The organism is Micromonospora sp. NBC_01638 (genome assembly GCF_045209745.1).
Taxonomy (GTDB): Bacteria; Actinomycetota; Actinomycetes; order Mycobacteriales; family Micromonosporaceae; genus Micromonospora.
The window spans coordinates 3,799,392-3,815,000 of the sequence record NZ_CP109273.1 but is presented as its reverse complement, the minus strand read 5'-3'; the positions used below and the strand labels follow the sequence as shown (position 1 = coordinate 3,815,000).

At 73.4% G+C, this 15,609-nt stretch carries 12 protein-coding genes and 1 riboswitch; of the genes, 4 read left to right on the top strand and 8 right to left on the bottom strand.

Features of this window, described 5'->3' with window-relative positions:
• The first annotated feature begins 28 nt into the window (after positions 1 to 28).
• A complete protein-coding gene (locus OG811_RS18050) occupies positions 29 to 3,727 on the top strand; it encodes a hypothetical protein (RefSeq protein ID WP_406067286.1) in 3,699 nt (1,232 codons plus the stop codon).
• Positions 3,728 to 3,765: 38 nt separating this feature from the next.
• On the opposite strand, the gene OG811_RS18045 is transcribed toward OG811_RS18050, so the two are convergent.
• The 7 genes from OG811_RS18045 to OG811_RS18015 all read right to left on the bottom strand — a co-directional run bounded on the left by OG811_RS18045 (position 3,766) and on the right by OG811_RS18015 (position 10,237).
• A complete protein-coding gene (locus tag OG811_RS18045) occupies positions 3,766 to 4,551 on the bottom strand; it encodes a hypothetical protein (protein ID WP_406067284.1) in 786 nt (261 codons plus the stop codon).
• A 23-nt stretch (positions 4,552 to 4,574) separates the two neighbouring features.
• Positions 4,575 to 5,447 (bottom strand): PspA/IM30 family protein, encoded by an 873-nt coding sequence (locus OG811_RS18040; protein ID WP_406067282.1) that lies wholly within the window; start codon positions 5,445 to 5,447, stop codon positions 4,575 to 4,577.
• A gap of 200 nt (positions 5,448 to 5,647) precedes the next feature.
• Positions 5,648 to 6,088, bottom strand: a complete 441-nt coding sequence (locus OG811_RS18035) for a helix-turn-helix domain-containing protein (protein ID WP_406067280.1) — start codon at positions 6,086 to 6,088, stop codon at positions 5,648 to 5,650.
• Positions 6,089 to 6,232: 144 nt separating this feature from the next.
• Complete coding sequence (locus OG811_RS18030; RefSeq protein WP_406067279.1) at positions 6,233 to 6,880, bottom strand: CinA family protein; 648 nt, start codon at positions 6,878 to 6,880, stop codon at positions 6,233 to 6,235.
• A gap of 159 nt (positions 6,881 to 7,039) precedes the next feature.
• Positions 7,040 to 7,639 carry a CDP-diacylglycerol--glycerol-3-phosphate 3-phosphatidyltransferase gene (gene pgsA, locus OG811_RS18025; RefSeq protein ID WP_406067277.1) on the bottom strand — a complete coding sequence of 200 codons (600 nt, stop codon included), beginning with the start codon at positions 7,637 to 7,639 and terminating at the stop codon, positions 7,040 to 7,042.
• A 74-nt stretch (positions 7,640 to 7,713) separates the two neighbouring features.
• Positions 7,714 to 9,222: a 30S ribosomal protein S12 methylthiotransferase RimO gene (rimO, locus tag OG811_RS18020; RefSeq protein ID WP_406067275.1), complete on the bottom strand. Its 1,509-nt coding sequence runs from the start codon at positions 9,220 to 9,222 to the stop codon at positions 7,714 to 7,716.
• A gap of 91 nt (positions 9,223 to 9,313) precedes the next feature.
• The gene (locus tag OG811_RS18015; protein ID WP_406067274.1) at positions 9,314 to 10,237 is read right to left on the bottom strand and encodes an ornithine cyclodeaminase family protein; all 924 of its coding nucleotides are present in this window, start codon (positions 10,235 to 10,237) and stop codon (positions 9,314 to 9,316) included.
• Between the two features lie 92 nt (positions 10,238 to 10,329).
• Positions 10,330 to 10,402: riboswitch (guanidine-III (ykkC-III) riboswitch) on the top strand.
• A gap of 61 nt (positions 10,403 to 10,463) precedes the next feature.
• Between OG811_RS18015 and OG811_RS18010 the strand changes: the two genes are divergently transcribed.
• The gene (locus tag OG811_RS18010) at positions 10,464 to 10,778 is read left to right on the top strand and encodes a DMT family transporter (protein WP_406067272.1); all 315 of its coding nucleotides are present in this window, start codon (positions 10,464 to 10,466) and stop codon (positions 10,776 to 10,778) included.
• Positions 10,779 to 10,879: 101 nt separating this feature from the next.
• Here OG811_RS18010 and OG811_RS18005 read toward each other — a convergent pair whose 3' ends face one another.
• Positions 10,880 to 13,342 carry a DNA translocase FtsK gene (locus tag OG811_RS18005; protein ID WP_406067271.1) on the bottom strand — a complete coding sequence of 821 codons (2,463 nt, stop codon included), beginning with the start codon at positions 13,340 to 13,342 and terminating at the stop codon, positions 10,880 to 10,882.
• Between the two features lie 112 nt (positions 13,343 to 13,454).
• On the opposite strand from OG811_RS18005, the gene OG811_RS18000 reads away from it, so the two are divergent.
• The gene (locus tag OG811_RS18000; protein ID WP_406067269.1) at positions 13,455 to 13,934 is read left to right on the top strand and encodes a YbjN domain-containing protein; all 480 of its coding nucleotides are present in this window, start codon (positions 13,455 to 13,457) and stop codon (positions 13,932 to 13,934) included.
• Positions 13,931 to 15,607 carry a YbjN domain-containing protein gene (locus tag OG811_RS17995; protein WP_406067268.1) on the top strand — a complete coding sequence of 559 codons (1,677 nt, stop codon included), beginning with the start codon at positions 13,931 to 13,933 and terminating at the stop codon, positions 15,605 to 15,607. The genes OG811_RS18000 and OG811_RS17995 overlap by 4 nt, the downstream gene beginning before the upstream one ends.
• The last annotated feature ends 2 nt before the right edge of the window (positions 15,608 to 15,609 follow it).

The following is a 15,609-nucleotide window of genomic DNA, read 5'->3' as shown; positions in this document are numbered from 1 at the left end:
GTAATTCCTATCCGGCCGCCGGAGTCGCATGCTGCGGTTGAGTGCTCACCGACCGTCAGCAGAGTGCCGAGGTCCGCCACGCCGGAGTGGCCGGCCTCGTGCCCCGAACCCGGGGAGAGTCATGGCGATGTTCCGCAGACTCCGCACCACCTTCTTCGAGCGGACCACCCGCGACACCTTCGGCCTGGCGGCGTCCGTGCCGGCCGCGCGTACCGCCGAGGAGACCGTCCCGGCGCCGAGCCTGGACCCGGCCGTGGTGCCCCGCTGCTTCGGCCCCGTGCCGAACTTCGCACACAGCCCTCGGCCAGCGCGTGACCCCAGCGGGCGGGTGGCGCCCGGGACCGGGCTGCGCAAGTTCGTCGACCCGCTGCCCACTCCGGGCCAGCAGAGCCGCACCGACCTCGGCGGCCACCTGCCGGTGGCAGTGCCGGACACGATCAGCTATCCGGGCTGCGACTACTACGAGATCGGCCTGCAGGAATACGCGCAACGGCTGCATCGGGACCTGCCGGCCACCCGGCTGCGCGGCTACCGGCAGCTCAACCTGGGCACCGACGCGTCGGGCCACAACCTGGTGGCACCACCCGAGCGGCCCTGGCACCTCGGCCCGATGATCCTCGCCCGTCGGGGCCGACCGGTCCGGGTGAAATTCATCAACCAACTTCCCACCGGCCGGGCCGGCGAGTTGTTCCTGCCGGTCGACGACACGATCCAGGGGGCCGGGCTCGGCCCGCTGGACGGGCCGGCGCCGTACCCGCAGAACCGGGCTGTGCTGCACCTGGCCGGGGCACAGACCGGCTGGACCAGCGCCGGCAACCCGGGGCAGTGGATCACCCCGGCCGCAGAGATCACTCCGTACCCGACCGGGGTGGGCGTGACCCACGTGCCGGACATGCCGCCGCCCGGTGCCGGCGCGACCACGCTCTACTACCCGAACGAGCAGAGCGGCCGGCTGATGTGGTTCCACGACAACACCCTCGGCCTGGCCCGGCTCACCGTCTACGGCGGGCAGCTCGCGCTCTACCTGCTCACCGACCCGGCCGAGGACCAACTCGTCGCCGACAACGTGCTGCCGGCGGACCAGCTGCCGCTGGTGATCGAGGACAAGACGTTCGTGCCCGACGACACCCAACTCGCCGCCGAGGACCCGACCTGGGATCGGGAACGCTGGGGCGCCCGGGGAAGCCTCTGGCACCCGCACGTCTACCAGCCGCGGCAGAACCCGTACCGGGCCGGTGGACGCAACCCCACCGGCCGGTGGGACTACGGCCCCTGGTCGCACAACCCAGCCTTAAACGACACCCACACCGACAGTTGGGTCCCGAACCCGCACCACGACCCGGTCGGCGCGCCGGACGAGCCGCCGCTGAGCCCCGGAGTGCCGCACCCGTCCGTGGTCCCCGAGGCGTACGGCGACACCCCGCTCGTCAACGGCGTCGCCTACCCGTACCTGGAGGTGCGACCGCGCGCGTACCGGTTCCGGATCCTCAACGCCTGCCTGGACCGCAGCCTCAACCTCCAGCTCTACCGCGCCTGCTCCGACGCGGCAATGTGGGCGGCCGACGGCACGCTCGCCGACGCCGACGCCGGTGAGGTGCCGATGGTGCCCGCCGTGCGGGCGGCCGACCGGCCCACCGGGTGGCCGACCGACGGACGCGACGGCGGTGTGCCGGACCCGCGCGCCGCCGGCCCGGAGTTCATCCAGATCGGCAACGAGGCCGGGCTGCTGCCCGCCCCGGTGGTGCTGCCGAACCGACCGATCGGCTACCGCTACGACCGGCTCGACCCGACCGTGCTGAACGTCGACGGGCACACGATGCTGCTCGGCCCGGGTGAGCGGGCCGACGTGCTGGTCGACTTCTCCGCCGTGCCACCGGGCAGCACGCTGATCCTGTACAACGACGCCCCGGCCCCGCTGCCCGGCTTCGACCCCCGCTACGACCAGCACACCGACGCACCGGACCGGACCGCCGAGGGCGGCCCACCTGCCACCGAGCCGGGGTACGGCCCGAACACCCGCACCCTGCTCCAGTTCCGGGTCAGCGGGGCGCCCGCACCGCCGTACGACCTGAGCCGGCTGCGCGCGAGGCTGCCCATGGCGTACGCGGCGAGCCAACGCCCGCCGATCGTGCCGCAGCCGGCGTACGACCCTGCGTTCGGCACCCGGACCGCGGCGGAGACGACGGTGCCGGTGCACGCCACCTCGGTGACGTTCACCCCGGCGGCCGGCGTCGGCCCGGTGACCCTGCCGATCACGGTCAAGGCCGCGGAGCAGGTCTTCGAGCCCGACCACGGCCGGTTGGCCGGCCGCCTCGGCGTCGGACACCCGCACGCCAGGCCGCTCAACCCGACGACCCTGCCGCTCGGTCCGACCGATCCGGTCACCGAGGTGCTCTTCGCCACCGACCCCGCCGTGCCGGTGGGTGCGCCGACCGACGGCACCCAGCTCTGGCGAATCAGTGGCAACGTCCGGCTGACCGAGCCGCTGCGTTTCGGCGGCTGCGACGTGCAGGTGGTCAACCGGGTCGGCTGGGACGGCACGTTGCGACCGCCACACGGCACGGAGTTGGGCTGGAAGGAGATCGTCCGGGTCAACCCCCGGGAGGACGTGGTGGTGGCGCTGCGTCCGGTCGCCCCGGTGCTGCCGTTCAAGCTGGGCGACAGCGTCCGGCTGCTCGACCCGGGTCGCCCGCCCGGGGCCCGGACCGGGTCGACCCCCCTCAGCCCGGCGGACGGTCGACCCGCAACGGTGGTCAACCAACTCGTCAACCTAGGCTGGGAGTATCGCTGGCACAGCCAGCTCGCCGGCCACCGCGACGGCGGGATGACCCGGCCACTGGTGGTGCGGGTGGCGCCGAAGGCACCGACCGGGCTGACCGCCACGCCGGTGCCCGGCTCGGCCACCGCGCTACCCGCGATCGCGCTGGCCTGGACCAGCAACGGCGGCCGACCAGCCGCCACCAGCCACCTGCTGCAACGGGCCACCGATGCCACCTTCGGCGGCGAGGTCACCACGATCACCGTCGCGGCCGCCGCCACCCGGTACACGGACGCGACCGTCACCCCCGGGGTGACCTACCACTACCGGATCCGGGCGGAAAACGCGGTCAGCTACTCGTCCTGGTCGAACGGCGTACCCGCCTCGGTGCACCTGGCCGCGCCGAGCGGCCTGGTCGCGGCACTCCCGCCGGCCGCGCCGCTGCGCGTGGCGCTGCGCTGGGTGAACCGGTCGTTCGCCACCGGCATCGACGTGCAGCGGGCCACCAACCCGACGTTCACCAGCGGCCCGGGCACCACGGCCATCGGCGTCGGCGACAACCACCTGGACGTCACGGTCGCGCCCGACACCACGTACTACTACCGCGTGCGGACCACCTACCTGGGCGCCGCCTCGGCCTGGTCGACGGTCGCCACGGTGAGCGCACCACCCGCGCCGGACACCCCGAGCGGGGTGAGCGCCACCGCCAGCGCCCCGGGGCCGGACACCGCGACGGTGCTCCTGGCCTGGGCGGCGAGCACACCCGCCGGCCCGGGGTCCGGGTTCATCGTGCAGCGGGCTCTGGACCCGACGTTCGAGCAGGAGGTCGCCACCTTCACGGTGACCGGTCGCGGCTTCACCAACACGGGGCTGGCCCGGGGCGTGACCTACCACTACCGGATCCGGTCGTTCAACGTCGTGGGCAGCTCGCCGTACACCGGCCTGGTCCTGGTCACGACACCGCCGTGAGCGGCCGGGGCGGGTGCGTTGCTCGGCGGGTGGGCGTCTCAGCGGGTGGGTGCGCGCAGCGGGGTGCCGACGGCGCGCAGCTCGGCCAGAGCCCCGGCAACGCCGTGCAGCAGGTCCGTTGCCTCGGTGAGCCGGTCGGCGGCCGGGTGGGCGGTCTCCGGTCGGGCGTCCTCGGCCAGATAGCCGGCGGCGGCGACGACCAGCCGTTCGTAGGCCGCGACCCCGTCCTTCAGCTGGGCGGTCAGCACGGCGTGTGCCTCGGCCAGCGGCGGCCGGGCGTCGGCCGGGGCCAGCCGCAGCGCACGTTCGACGCTGGCCACCCGTGTGGCCAGGTCGCGCAGGGAACGGTCGGCGGCAGCGGCCTCCAGCACCGCTGGCTCGGCCAACCCGGTGAGCCGGGGGGCCATCCCGGCCAGGGTGAGTGCCGCCCGGTCCAGTCGGGCCCCCGGCTCGCCCGCGCTGGTGCCGCGCAACGCGATCCGGGAGCGGACCCGGCGGACCTCGGCCAGCACACCCGGGCCGACCGGCAGCCGCTCGACGGCGGCGATCAACCGGGCCCGCGACCGGGCCGCGGCCTCGGCCGGGTCGAGCGCGGGGGGTGCCGGCTGGGCGGCCAGGGCGCGCACGTCGATCCAGCGCCAGGCGGCGAGCGCCACCGCACTGCCCGCGGCGCCGGCCCAGGCCGCGTCGGGCAGACCGAGGCCGGCGTACGGGGTCAGCACCGCCGCCGCGCCGCCAAGTCCACCGGCCAGCACGCTCCATCGTCGGGCGGACCGGCGAAGCCGACTCAGCCTTCGGAAGTACCGCGTCCGCTCGTCTGCCACCCTGACCTCCTCGGTCCAGTCGTTCAGCCGGCGGCGGTCGGGTCGCCGGTGCCCCGCTCACGCGCCATGCTGGCGCGGAGCTCGTCCAGCCGGGCGGCGGCCGTCGGGTCGGTGGTCGGGCCGGCCTTCTCCGCCTGCGGCACGCCCGGTCGTTGCGACGCGCCCCCGAGCTGCTCCCCCGCCATGCTGGACCGGATCTGCTCCAGCCGGGCGGAGCCGGCCGAGTCGATTGTCGCCTTTTGGATCTCCAACATCCGGCCCTCGACGGAGTTGCCGGCCAACTCGGCGCGACCCATCGCGTTGGCGTACCGCCGCTCGATGCGGTCGCGCACCTCGTCCAGCGACGGGGTGTTGCCCGGCGCGGTCAGCGACGACATCGACTCCAGCGATCGGGCCACCGTCTCCTGCATCTTGGCCTGCTCCAGCTGGCTGAGCAGCTTGGTGCGCTCGGCGAGCTTCTGCTGGAGGATCATCGAGTTGTTCTCGACCGCACGGCGGGCCTGCGCGGCGGCGCCCAGCGCCTGGTCGTGCAGGGTCTTCAGGTCTTCGGTGGCCTGCTCGGCGGACACCAACTGGGTGGCCAGGGTCTGCGCCGACTGCTCGAACCGCGCTGCCTCGGCCTCGTCACCCTTGGCCCGGGCCTGGTCGGACAGCACCAGAGCCTGCCGCGCGTTGCCCTGCAACCGCTCGACCTCGGACATCTGCCGGGACAGCTTCATCTCCAGCTGACGCTGGTTGCCGATCACCGCGGCAGCCTGCTGCACCAGCGCCTGGTGCTGCCGCTGGGCGTCCTCGATGGCCTGCTGGATCTGCACCTTGGGATCGGCGTGCTCATCGATCTTCGCACCGAAGAGCGCCATCAGGTAATTCCAACCCTTGACGAACGGGTTCGCCATCTCCGCGGTATCCCCTCAGTAGCGTCGCTCCACCACGGCCGGGCCGGCTGGACCGACCGACCATTGCCGGCCGGACTCCATCGTCCCAGCCGAACGCCAGCGAGGCGTTCGTACCAGGCGGTCGACAGCACCGGCAGCTCCTGCGGGCCACCCTACGCGGCCGGTGCCAGCCCGCCCATGGCCCCGCAGAAGGGACGGGCTCAGGCGGCGCAGACCACGTCCCGGTCGCGCTCGGTCGGGCGGACGCGGGAGCTGCGCAGCGTGGCCCTGAGCGGCGAATCCTGGCGGACCGAGACGGCGACCTTGCCATCGGAGGTGACCTGGCGGACACCCCGGTTGGTGCGCTTGGGCACGGCCGTGGCATCGGCCGGCTCGTCCTGCATCGAGACGAGCACCTCGGGCATCTGCTCAGCGAGCGCCACGGTGTCGCTCACCTCGAGCAGGAGCTCGGAAAGCCGGGCACCGAGGGCGTCACAGATCGCGGCCAGCAGCTCGCTGGACGGCTCCTTGTGCCCGCGTTCGATCTCGGAGAGATAGCCGAGGCTGACGTTGGCGGCGGTGGACACCTCACGCAGCGTGCGCTGCTGCCCCTGCCGGCGCGCCCGCAGTGCGTCACCGATCACCCGACGTAGCAGGATCATCGCACCTCCCCTTGAGGGATACCTCGCTGGGCAGCCGGTCGCGGCGGACCGCGCCGACCCCGAACGTCGGAGCCTTCCCGCAACCGTACCCGTTGCGGGCCCGGGCGACATCCCGCCCCGCCCGTCAGCTTGCCGGGATGGGGCTCACCGGTGTACGGCGCCGCCCGACCCCGTCCCGCCCCGGGCCGCCCCGGCTGCGCTCCTCGAGTCAGCCTCTGCGGCGTCGGCGTCGGCGTCGGCGTCGGCGTCGGCGTCGGCGGTTTCTGCGGCGTGGATCCGCTCGGCGAGCAGCCGCAGCGCCTCGACCACCGCCGCCGCGCGGACGTGGTCCCGCCCGCCGCCCAGATCGAGCTGGCGGACCTCAGCGCCGTTCGGGCCGGCGACCGCGACGTAGACCAGGCCGACGGGCTTGCCGTCCTGCGGCTCAGGCCCGGCCACGCCGGTGGTGGCGAGCCCCCAGTCCGCGCCACAGCGCTGGCGGCCACCCTCGGCGAGGGCCGCCGCCACCTCGGGGTCCACCGGCCCCCGCTCGGCCAGCAGGTCGACGGGTACGCCGGCCAGGGTGCCCTTCAACTCGGTGGCATAGACCACCAGGCCGCCCCGGTAGATCCCGCTCACCCCGGCGACGTCCACGATCGATGCGGCGAGCAGCCCACCGGTGAGTGATTCGACCGTGGCCAAAGTCTCGTGCCGCTGCGCCAGCCGGTGCACCACACCCGCCGCCGCACTGCCTGCCGCGGCATCGTCCGCCACGCCATCCGCCGGCCGCTGAAAACCCGCGTCCCGCTGCATAGACCCGTCCTTCCCCACTCACCGACCCCCAACCCTTCCGGCCCGATCACGTCGATCATGAAGTTAGCGGCGCGACACGCCGTCACCCATGACGCTAACTTCATGATCAACGGCGACGTCGGCCCCGGCCTCGGCCCCGGTGGGGCGGGGTGGGTGGGGTCAGCGGAGGCGGCGGAGGCGGCGGAGGCGGAGGGCCTGGGCTATGTAGTCGAAGCCGGTGGCGACCGTCACCAGGACGGCAGCCGCCATGATCCACGGGCCGACGGCGGCGAGGGCGGCCGGCATCGGCCAGAGGTACCAGGCGATGGCGAGGATCTGGAGCGCGGTCTTGACCTTGCCGCCGCGGCTGGCGGCGATCACGCCGTGCCGGATCACCCAGAACCGCAGCACGGTGATCCCCAGCTCGCGGACGAGGATCAGCACGGTCACCCACCAGGGCAGCTGGTCGTACCAGGAGAGCAGCACCAGGGCCGCGCCGGTGAGCGCCTTGTCGGCGATCGGGTCGGCGACCTTGCCGACCGAGGTGACCAGGCCGAACCGGCGGGCGATCCAGCCGTCCACCAGGTCCGTCGCCGAGGCCACCGCGAAGATCAGGCAAGCCACCATCCGCCAGCCGGAATGGGTCATCCCGGACATGATCACCGAGGCGCCGAAGACCGGCACCAGCACCAACCGCAGGGCGGTCAGCGCGTTGGCCGCGTTGAGGACGGGCACCACGGCAACGACCCGGGCCGGCGTCGACTCCGTCGCCCCAGTCACCGCCGCACCCCGCTCGGGCCGCCGTGTTCCCGGCACCGCACCACCTGGCTCCCCCGCTCCGCTCGGGCCCGCCGTCACCGTGCCGCGCCGGGCGCCGCCGAGATCATCTCATCCGGCACAGCGAGCAGGTCCACCCCTTCGGTGCCGGTCACCGTCGCGCGCACCAGGTCACCCGGGCGCAGCGCGGTCAAATCGACCCCGCCCTCAGCCGGGGCGACCAGGGTGGTGGAGCCGTCCACCTCCGGCGCCTGGTGGGCTGCCCGGCCCTCCACCACGCCGTCGGCGATCGAGTCGACCAACACCTCGACGGTCGAGCCGAGCCGGTCCTCGGCCCGCTGCGAGCAGAGCTCGTCGGCGAGCGCGCTGAGCCGGTCGTAGCGTCGCTTGATCGTCGCGGCGGAGACCTTGCCGGGCAGGCCGGCGGCCTCGGTGCCGTCCTCGTCGCTGTAGTCGAACATGCCGATCGCGTCGAGCCGGGCCTCGGTCAGGAACCGGACCAGCTCGTTGACATCGGCGCGGGTCTCGCCCGGGAAGCCGACGATGAAGTTGCTCCGCGCGCCGGCATCCGGGGCCAGCGCCCGGGCGCTGGCCAGCAGCTCCAGGAACCGATCGGTGGAGCCGAACCGACGCATCCGGCGCAGCACCGGCTCACTGGAGTGCTGGAACGACAGGTCGAAGTACGGGGCCACCCCCGGCGTGCCAGCAATCGCCTCGACCAGCCCGGGCCGGGTCTCGGCCGGCTGGAGGTAGCTCGCCCGTACGCGGACGATGCCGCTCACCGCGGCGAGCTGCGGCAGGAGCTTCTCCAGTGCACGGGGGTCGCCCAGGTCCTTGCCGTACGAGGTGGAGTTCTCGCTGACCAGCACCAGCTCCCGTACGCCGGTCTTGGCCAGCCACTCCGCCTCGGCGAGCAGCTCGTCAGGGGTACGCGAGACGAACGCCCCACGGAAGGCGGGGATGGCACAGAACGCGCAGCGTCGGTCACAGCCGCTGGCCAGCTTCAGCGAGGCCACCGGGCCGGTGTCCAGCCGGCGGCGCAGCACCTGGCGCAGGTGCGCCGGGGTGTGCTCGTCGGTGTCGACGGCGGTGCGGGCCACGGTGCCGTGCCCGGGCAGCGACACCCCGGTGTCACGTCGCTTCACCGGGGTCAGCGGCAGCAACTCACGTCGGTCCCGAGGGGTGTGCGCGATGACCTGCTCGCCGGCGACGACCGCGTTCAACCGGGCGGCGATGTCCGGGTAGTCGTCGAAGCTCAGCACCGCCTGCGCCTCGGGCAGGCTGTCGGCCAACTCCCGGCCGTAGCGCTCGGCCATGCAACCCGCGGCGACCACCTTGGCGCCCGTGCCCGCGGCGGCGAGCAGGGTCTGGATGGAGTCCTGCTTGGCCTTCTCCACGAAACCGCAGGTGTTGACGACCACCACGTCGGCGCCCTCGCCGTCGGTGGTCACCTGCCAACCGTCGGCGTGCAGCCGGGCGGCAAGCTCCTCCGAATCGACCTCGTTGCGGGCGCAGCCGAGGGTGAGCAGAGCGACGCGACGGCCCTCGGCGCTGTCAGAGGGAGAGGGAGAGGTGGCAGACACCATCCGAGGGTACCGGGCCGACCGGGGAAGCCCACGCACGCGGGCTGCGGGACGGGGCCGACACCATTTCGGTAGGCCGCGTCCCTCAAGCCGGTCAGCGCGCCGCCGCGCCCACGCGGGTCAGCGCGTCGAGCAGGAAGACCTCGGTGCCGGCCAGGCCGGTGGAGCAGAAGACGGAGACCTGGTCCGCAGTGGTCCGGCCGGGGACCGCGCCGGCCAGGATGCCGCCCAGGTCGCGCAGCCGCTCGCCGTACGGGGGTGTGGCCGCGAGCATCGGCGGCTGGTAGTCCGCCGCCTGGGCCAGCGAATCGGTGACCAGCAGATCGGCGGTGTCCAGCAGGTCGGTGCCGAACTCGCTACGGTCGCGCTGCTTGAAGCCGACCGCGTTGACGTGGGTGCCGGGGCTGAGGTCGGCGGCGCAGAGCACCGGGGTAGGGCTGGTGGTCGCGAGGATCACCAGGTCCCGCCCCGCCACGGCCGAGCCTGGGTCGGCCACCGCGCGGGCCGGCACGCCCAGCTCGGCGCGGACGCGGGCGGCGAAGGCATCCCTACCAGCGGCGGAGCGACTGTGCACCACCACCTCGCGCAACGGGCGGACCTCGGCGACGGCCCAGACCTGGGTCCACGCCTGCCGGCCGGCGCCGATCACCCCGAGGGTGGCCGCGTCCGAGCGGGCCAGCGCGTCGACCGCGAGACCTCCCAACCCTCCGGTACGCCGGGAGCCCAACTCCGCGCCGACCGCGACCGCCCGGATCGCCCCGGTCCGCGCGTCGTGCAGCACCACCAACTGCTCGCCCTGCTGGTGGCCGAAGGTGTCGTACGAGCGGAAGCCGTACCACTCGCCGACCAGGTGCCCGGCGGTGAGCACCATCCGCCCACCGCTCAGTGGGGCGGCGGCCCGGGGCGGGGCGATGAGGCGTCCCTCGTACGCGGCCAGAAGGGCGGCGCGCATGGCGTCGACCGTGGTGGCGGCGTCCAGCACGGCGGCGACCTCGGGGTCGGCGTAGAGCATGGTCATGATTGCCATACTGCAAGTTGAAGTCAGGTCGAGGTCAACGGGCCGTGGCGAGAGTCACCGCCCCACCGCCAGGGCCGGTGCTAGCGTCGGCGTCGGTGGCCCCGGGTGCTCGTGGCCGCTCCGGACGAGTGGTGGGCGTACCCGGTCAGGCCAAGACGCCCCGCGTGACGTGCAAACTCGACTCGTCCCGGCGCGGCAGCCCCGGGCGCTCTCCGTGAGGTGGACGATGGCCTGGCTCGTACTGGTGATCTCGGGACTGCTGGAGACCGCCTGGGCGATCGCCCTGGACCGCAGCATCGGCTTCAGCCGGCTGGCCCCGTCAGTGGTGTTCGTGGTGACCCTGGTCCTGAGCATGGCCGGGCTGGCGTACGCGCTCCGGGAGATTCCCGTCGGCACCGGGTACGCGGTCTGGGTCGGCATCGGCGCGGTCGGCACCGCACTGATCGGAATGCTGGCGCTCGGCGAATCGGCGAGCCTGCCCCGAATCCTCTGCCTGCTGCTGGTGGTCGCGGGCGTGATCGGTCTGAAGATCTTCCACTGAAGTGCCGCACCGGCACGAGTGGCCAGCGCCCACAGTGGGTAGCGGGCCCGCCGGATACCGGTGGGCCCGTCGCGCACTCCGGGCTCGGCCGTACCCCTCGGTCAGTCCCCGTCGCCGCGCAGGCCGACCAGGACCTCCTCCAGTTCGTCCGGCTTGACCAGCACGTCGCGCGCCTTCGACCCCTCGGACGGCCCGACCACGCCACGGGTCTCCATCAGGTCCATCAGTCGGCCGGCCTTCGCGAAACCGACCCGCAGCTTGCGCTGGAGCATCGAGGTCGAGCCGAACTGCGAGGTGACCACCAGTTCCACCGCCTGCACCAACAGGTCCAGGTCGTCGCCGATGTCCTCGTCGATCTTCTTCTTGCTCTCCTGTGCGGGGGCCAGCACGTCCTTGCGGAACTCCGGCTCGCGCTGGTCCTTGCAGAACTTCACCACGTCGGCGATTTCCCGCTCGGTGACCCAGGCGCCCTGGATGCGTACCGGCTTCGAGGCGCCCATTGGCAGGAAGAGCCCGTCACCGCGGCCGAGCAGCTTCTCCGCGCCCGGCTGATCGAGGATGACCCGGGAGTCCGCGAGCGAGGAGGTGGCGAACGCGAGCCGGGACGGCACGTTCGCCTTGATCAGACCGGTCACCACGTCGACCGAGGGGCGCTGGGTGGCCAGCACCAGGTGGATGCCGGCGGCACGGGCCAGCTGGGTGATCCGGACGACCGAGTCCTCCACATCGCGCGGCGCGACCATCATCAGGTCGGCCAGCTCGTCCACGATCACCAGCAGGTACGGGTACGGGCGCATCTCCCGTTCGCTGCCCGGCGGGGCCTTGATCTCGCCGTTGCGGACCTTGCGGTTGAAGTCGTCGATGTGCCGGACCCCGTTGGCGGCAAGGTCGTCGTAGCGCATGTCCATCTCGCGGACCACCCAGTCCAGCGATTCGGCTGCCTTCTTGGCGTTGGTCACGATCGGGGTGACCAGGTGCGGGATGCCCTCGTAGCCGGTCATCTCGACCCGCTTCGGGTCGATCAGCAGCAACCGCACCTCGTCCGGGGTGGCCCGGGTGAGGACGGAAACCAGCAGGGTGTTGAGGCAGCTCGATTTCCCGGCTCCGGTGGCCCCGGCAATGAGAATGTGGGGCATCTTGGCGAGGTTGGCCACCACGTAGCCGCCCTCGATGTCCTTACCGAGCGCCACGACCATCGGGTGGTGATCGCTGGTCGCCGCCCGCGAGCGCAGCACATCGCCGAGGGCGACGTTCTCCGGGTCGGTGTTCGGGATCTCCACGCCGACCGCGCTCTTGCCCGGGATGGGGCTGAGGATCCGCACGTCCGGTGACTTCACCGCGTACGCGATGTTGCGGGACAGTTGAGTGATCCGCTCGACCTTGACGCCGTGCCCCAACTCCACCTCGTAGCGGGTGACCGTTGGGCCGCGGGTGAAGCCGGTGACCGCGGCGTCCACATCGAACTGATCGAACACGCCCGTCAGGGCGGCGATCACCTCGTCGTTGGCCTTGCTGCGGGTCTTCGCGGCGGCCCCGGCGCTCAGCATGTTGGCCGGCGGCAGGGTGTAGTCCCCGGCCAGCCCGGTCAACGCGAGCTGCTCGGCCCGGGTCGGCGTGGGCGAGTGTTCCGGCGGCTCGATCGGCGGCTTGCGGCTCGCCGGCACCTTCGCCGGCGACTTGCGCGGCAGCACCATGGTCTCCTGGAGGTCCGCGCCGTCCAGGTCCTCGAAGTCGTCCGGGTCGAGCGGCGGAGGCATCCGCTTCGCCGGTCGCTTGCGCGCCGGTCGGATGACCGTCTCGTCCGACTCCTCCTCGGTGGCGGCGTCCGCCGGGGTGACCAGCCCACCGGCGAGCAGACCCAGCCGCTCGGGGATCTTGTTGATCGGTGTCGCGGTCACCACGAGCAGGCCGAAGAGCAGCAGCAGGATCAGCAGCGGCACCGCCACCCAGGCGGTGACCGCGCGCTCCAGCAGCCCGCCGACGCCCGCGCCGACCAGACCGCCGGCGAAGTCACGCTGCAGCGGGTTGGCCGGGTCCTGACCGATCTGGAGCAGCGCGGCGGTCGACACGAGCAGCGAGCCCCAGCCGATCAACCCGCGGCCCCGGTGTTCCGGATCGGCCGGCTGACGCATCAGCCGCCACGCCCCGATCATCAACAGCACCGGAACGACCACCGAGATCGCGCCCAGGAACAGCCGGATCGAGTCGGCCAGTCGTGCGCCCACCGGGCCCGCTCCGGAGAACCAGAGCGCCACGGCGGTGAGCAGGGCGAGCCCGAACAACAGCAGTCCGGCGCCGTCACGGCGGTGCTCCGGGTCGAGGTCGCGGGCCGAGGCGGCCTGCCGACCGGCGGCCCGGACCGCCCAACCCATGCCGTGTGCCAGGCCCATCCACAGTGCACCGACCGCACGGCCCACGTAGACAGCCGGGCCGGGCCGGGCCGGCGCGGTGCGACGACGAACCGGTGCCCGGGTCTTCTTCGCCGGTTGACGGACACGACTGTTGGTGCCACCGCGCGGCGACGCGCCGCGTCGCCGGCTCGCCTGAGGGGTACGGCCCGCCATAGAGTCACGGTAACGGTGGGGCCGGGCAGATCCCCGCTTTCCGGATCGTGTCCGCGCGTCGCAACACGAACCCCGCCGCCGGTCGTGATATCCGCCTCAGAAGGGATGCCCCATGGCGTCGCCGGAAATCGAGGGCGATCCGGACGATCCGCTGGCCGGGCACCCTGGTGCACTACGGCCACTGACCGGTGAACTGGTCGCCGCGGTGCTCGCCGCCCGCGGCCGGTCCGTCGGCCTGACCGTGGACGGCGAGCTGGTGGGCCACTTCGACGACAACATGATCTGGTTCCTCCGCCTCGGCGGGGACGGCGAGCTGCTCCAGGTTCGCACCATGGTCGCCCCCACCTTCGGAATCGAGCAGGTGCCCGCCCTGTACGCGTTCTGCAACTCGTGGAACCACGATCGGCTCTGGCCCAAGGCGTTCGTGCACGTCGACGACGCCGGTCGGGCCCGGGTCTACGGCGAGGTGATCACCGACCTGGAACGCGGCGTGACCCCGCACCAGCTCGACCAACTGCTCGACTGTGGCATCTCCACCGGCTGCCAGCTCGCTGTGGCGGTCCGTCGGCTGCCCGGCGCGGTGCCGTCATGACCGGCCGGGACGAGTTCACGGGCAGCCGCACCGAGCGGGCGGACCACCCCGGAGCGCCGCACGCCGGTCCCGTCGGCCGGGTCGCCGGGAGCCGTCTGCCGGCCCTGGAGGCTGTGCTCGCCGACACCCGGGACCTGCCCGACGGGCCGGCGCGGCAGGTGGCGCTGGAACGACTCGCCGAGCGCGCCGACGCGGCCGGGGACGTCCGGTCCGGGATGGACGCACGGTTCGCGCTGATCGAGGCGTACCTGCTGCACGGGGAGCGGTGGCGTCTGGTCGAGCCGGTCCGGCGCTGCCGGGCCGCCGCCGACCACCGGCCCGAGCTGCTCACCGAAGCCGAGGCCAGGCTGCTGCTGCGCTACCAGCGCTACGCGGTGGAGGCGCTGCTCGGCACCCCCCGGGTCGGGCTGGACCAGACCCGGTCCCTGCTGCACGACCTCGCCCACCGGGTCGACGCGGACGGTCCGGACGCCCCGACGGTCGCGGAGCTGCACTGCCGGATCGCCGACCACCTGGGCGACGAGCCCACGGCCCGCCACTGGTACGAGCGGTGGTCCGGGAAGCGGCCCGGCCCGGCCGGCGGCTGCCCGGGCTGCGCGGCGGCCCGACGCGCCGAGCTGCTTGCCGGCTGGGGCGAGTGGCGAGCCGCGCTCAGCGAGCTGCGGGAATCCGACGATGACCCGGCGGCCTGTACCGACCAGCCCGAACGGGACCTGGTCGCCGGTCTGCTGCCCGCCCTCCGGGCCGACGAGGCGGAGCGGGCCGCGGCGGCACACGTGCGGGCGTACCGCCGGCACCGGCGCGAGCGCGCGGCGTTCCCGCACCTCGCCGCGCACCTGCGATTCTGCGCGCTGGGCGGGCACCTGGAACGCGGGCTGACCATCCTGGCCGAGCAGCTGCCCCGGTTGGACCGCCCGACCGACGACCTCGCCGCCATGGAGTTCGCCGCCGCCGGGGCGCTGGTCTGCGGGCTGGCCGTGGAGGCCGGGCTGGGCGGTCGGGCGATGCCACGCCCGGCGTACGGCGAGCGGCCAGCCACCGAGCTGGACGTGTCCACACTCGGCGCCCTGCTGCTCGGGGTGGCCAGCGAGCTGGCCGGCAGCTTCGACGCCCGCAACGGCACCGGCCACCACTCCGGTCGGATGGCCGCCTGGCTCGCCGAGCGCCCGCTCGCGGCGCCGGTCCCGCTGCCCGCCGACGACAGACCCGACGAGCCCGACGAGCCCGACATCAACCGCTCCGACGATGAGGCCGGGTCGGGCGAGCGGGAGCTGGCAGCGCTGACCCTCGACATGATCACCGCAGTCCTGGACGGGCGCGGCGACCGGTACCTGGTGGAAGAGGGCGACACGGTGGTCGGCCGGTGGGGTGGCGCGGTGATCCAGTTCCGGCGGGCCGGTGAGCGCGGTGAGGTGCTGCACGCACGCGCCATGGCCGCCCGCCGGCTACCAGCGGCCCGCCGGGCCGAGGCGTACGCCTTCTGCAACGCGTGGAACCACGACCGGCTGCTGCCCAAGGCGTACGCACACGACCTCGGCGAGGAGTTGGTGCTGGCCGGCGACGTGGCCACGGACCTGGCACACGGGGTGGCCCCGGCTCAGCTCATGGTGCTGGTGGACGCCGCCATCACCACCGGCGTCGCGTACGCCGAGGCAGCCGCCGCGCTGCCCTGACA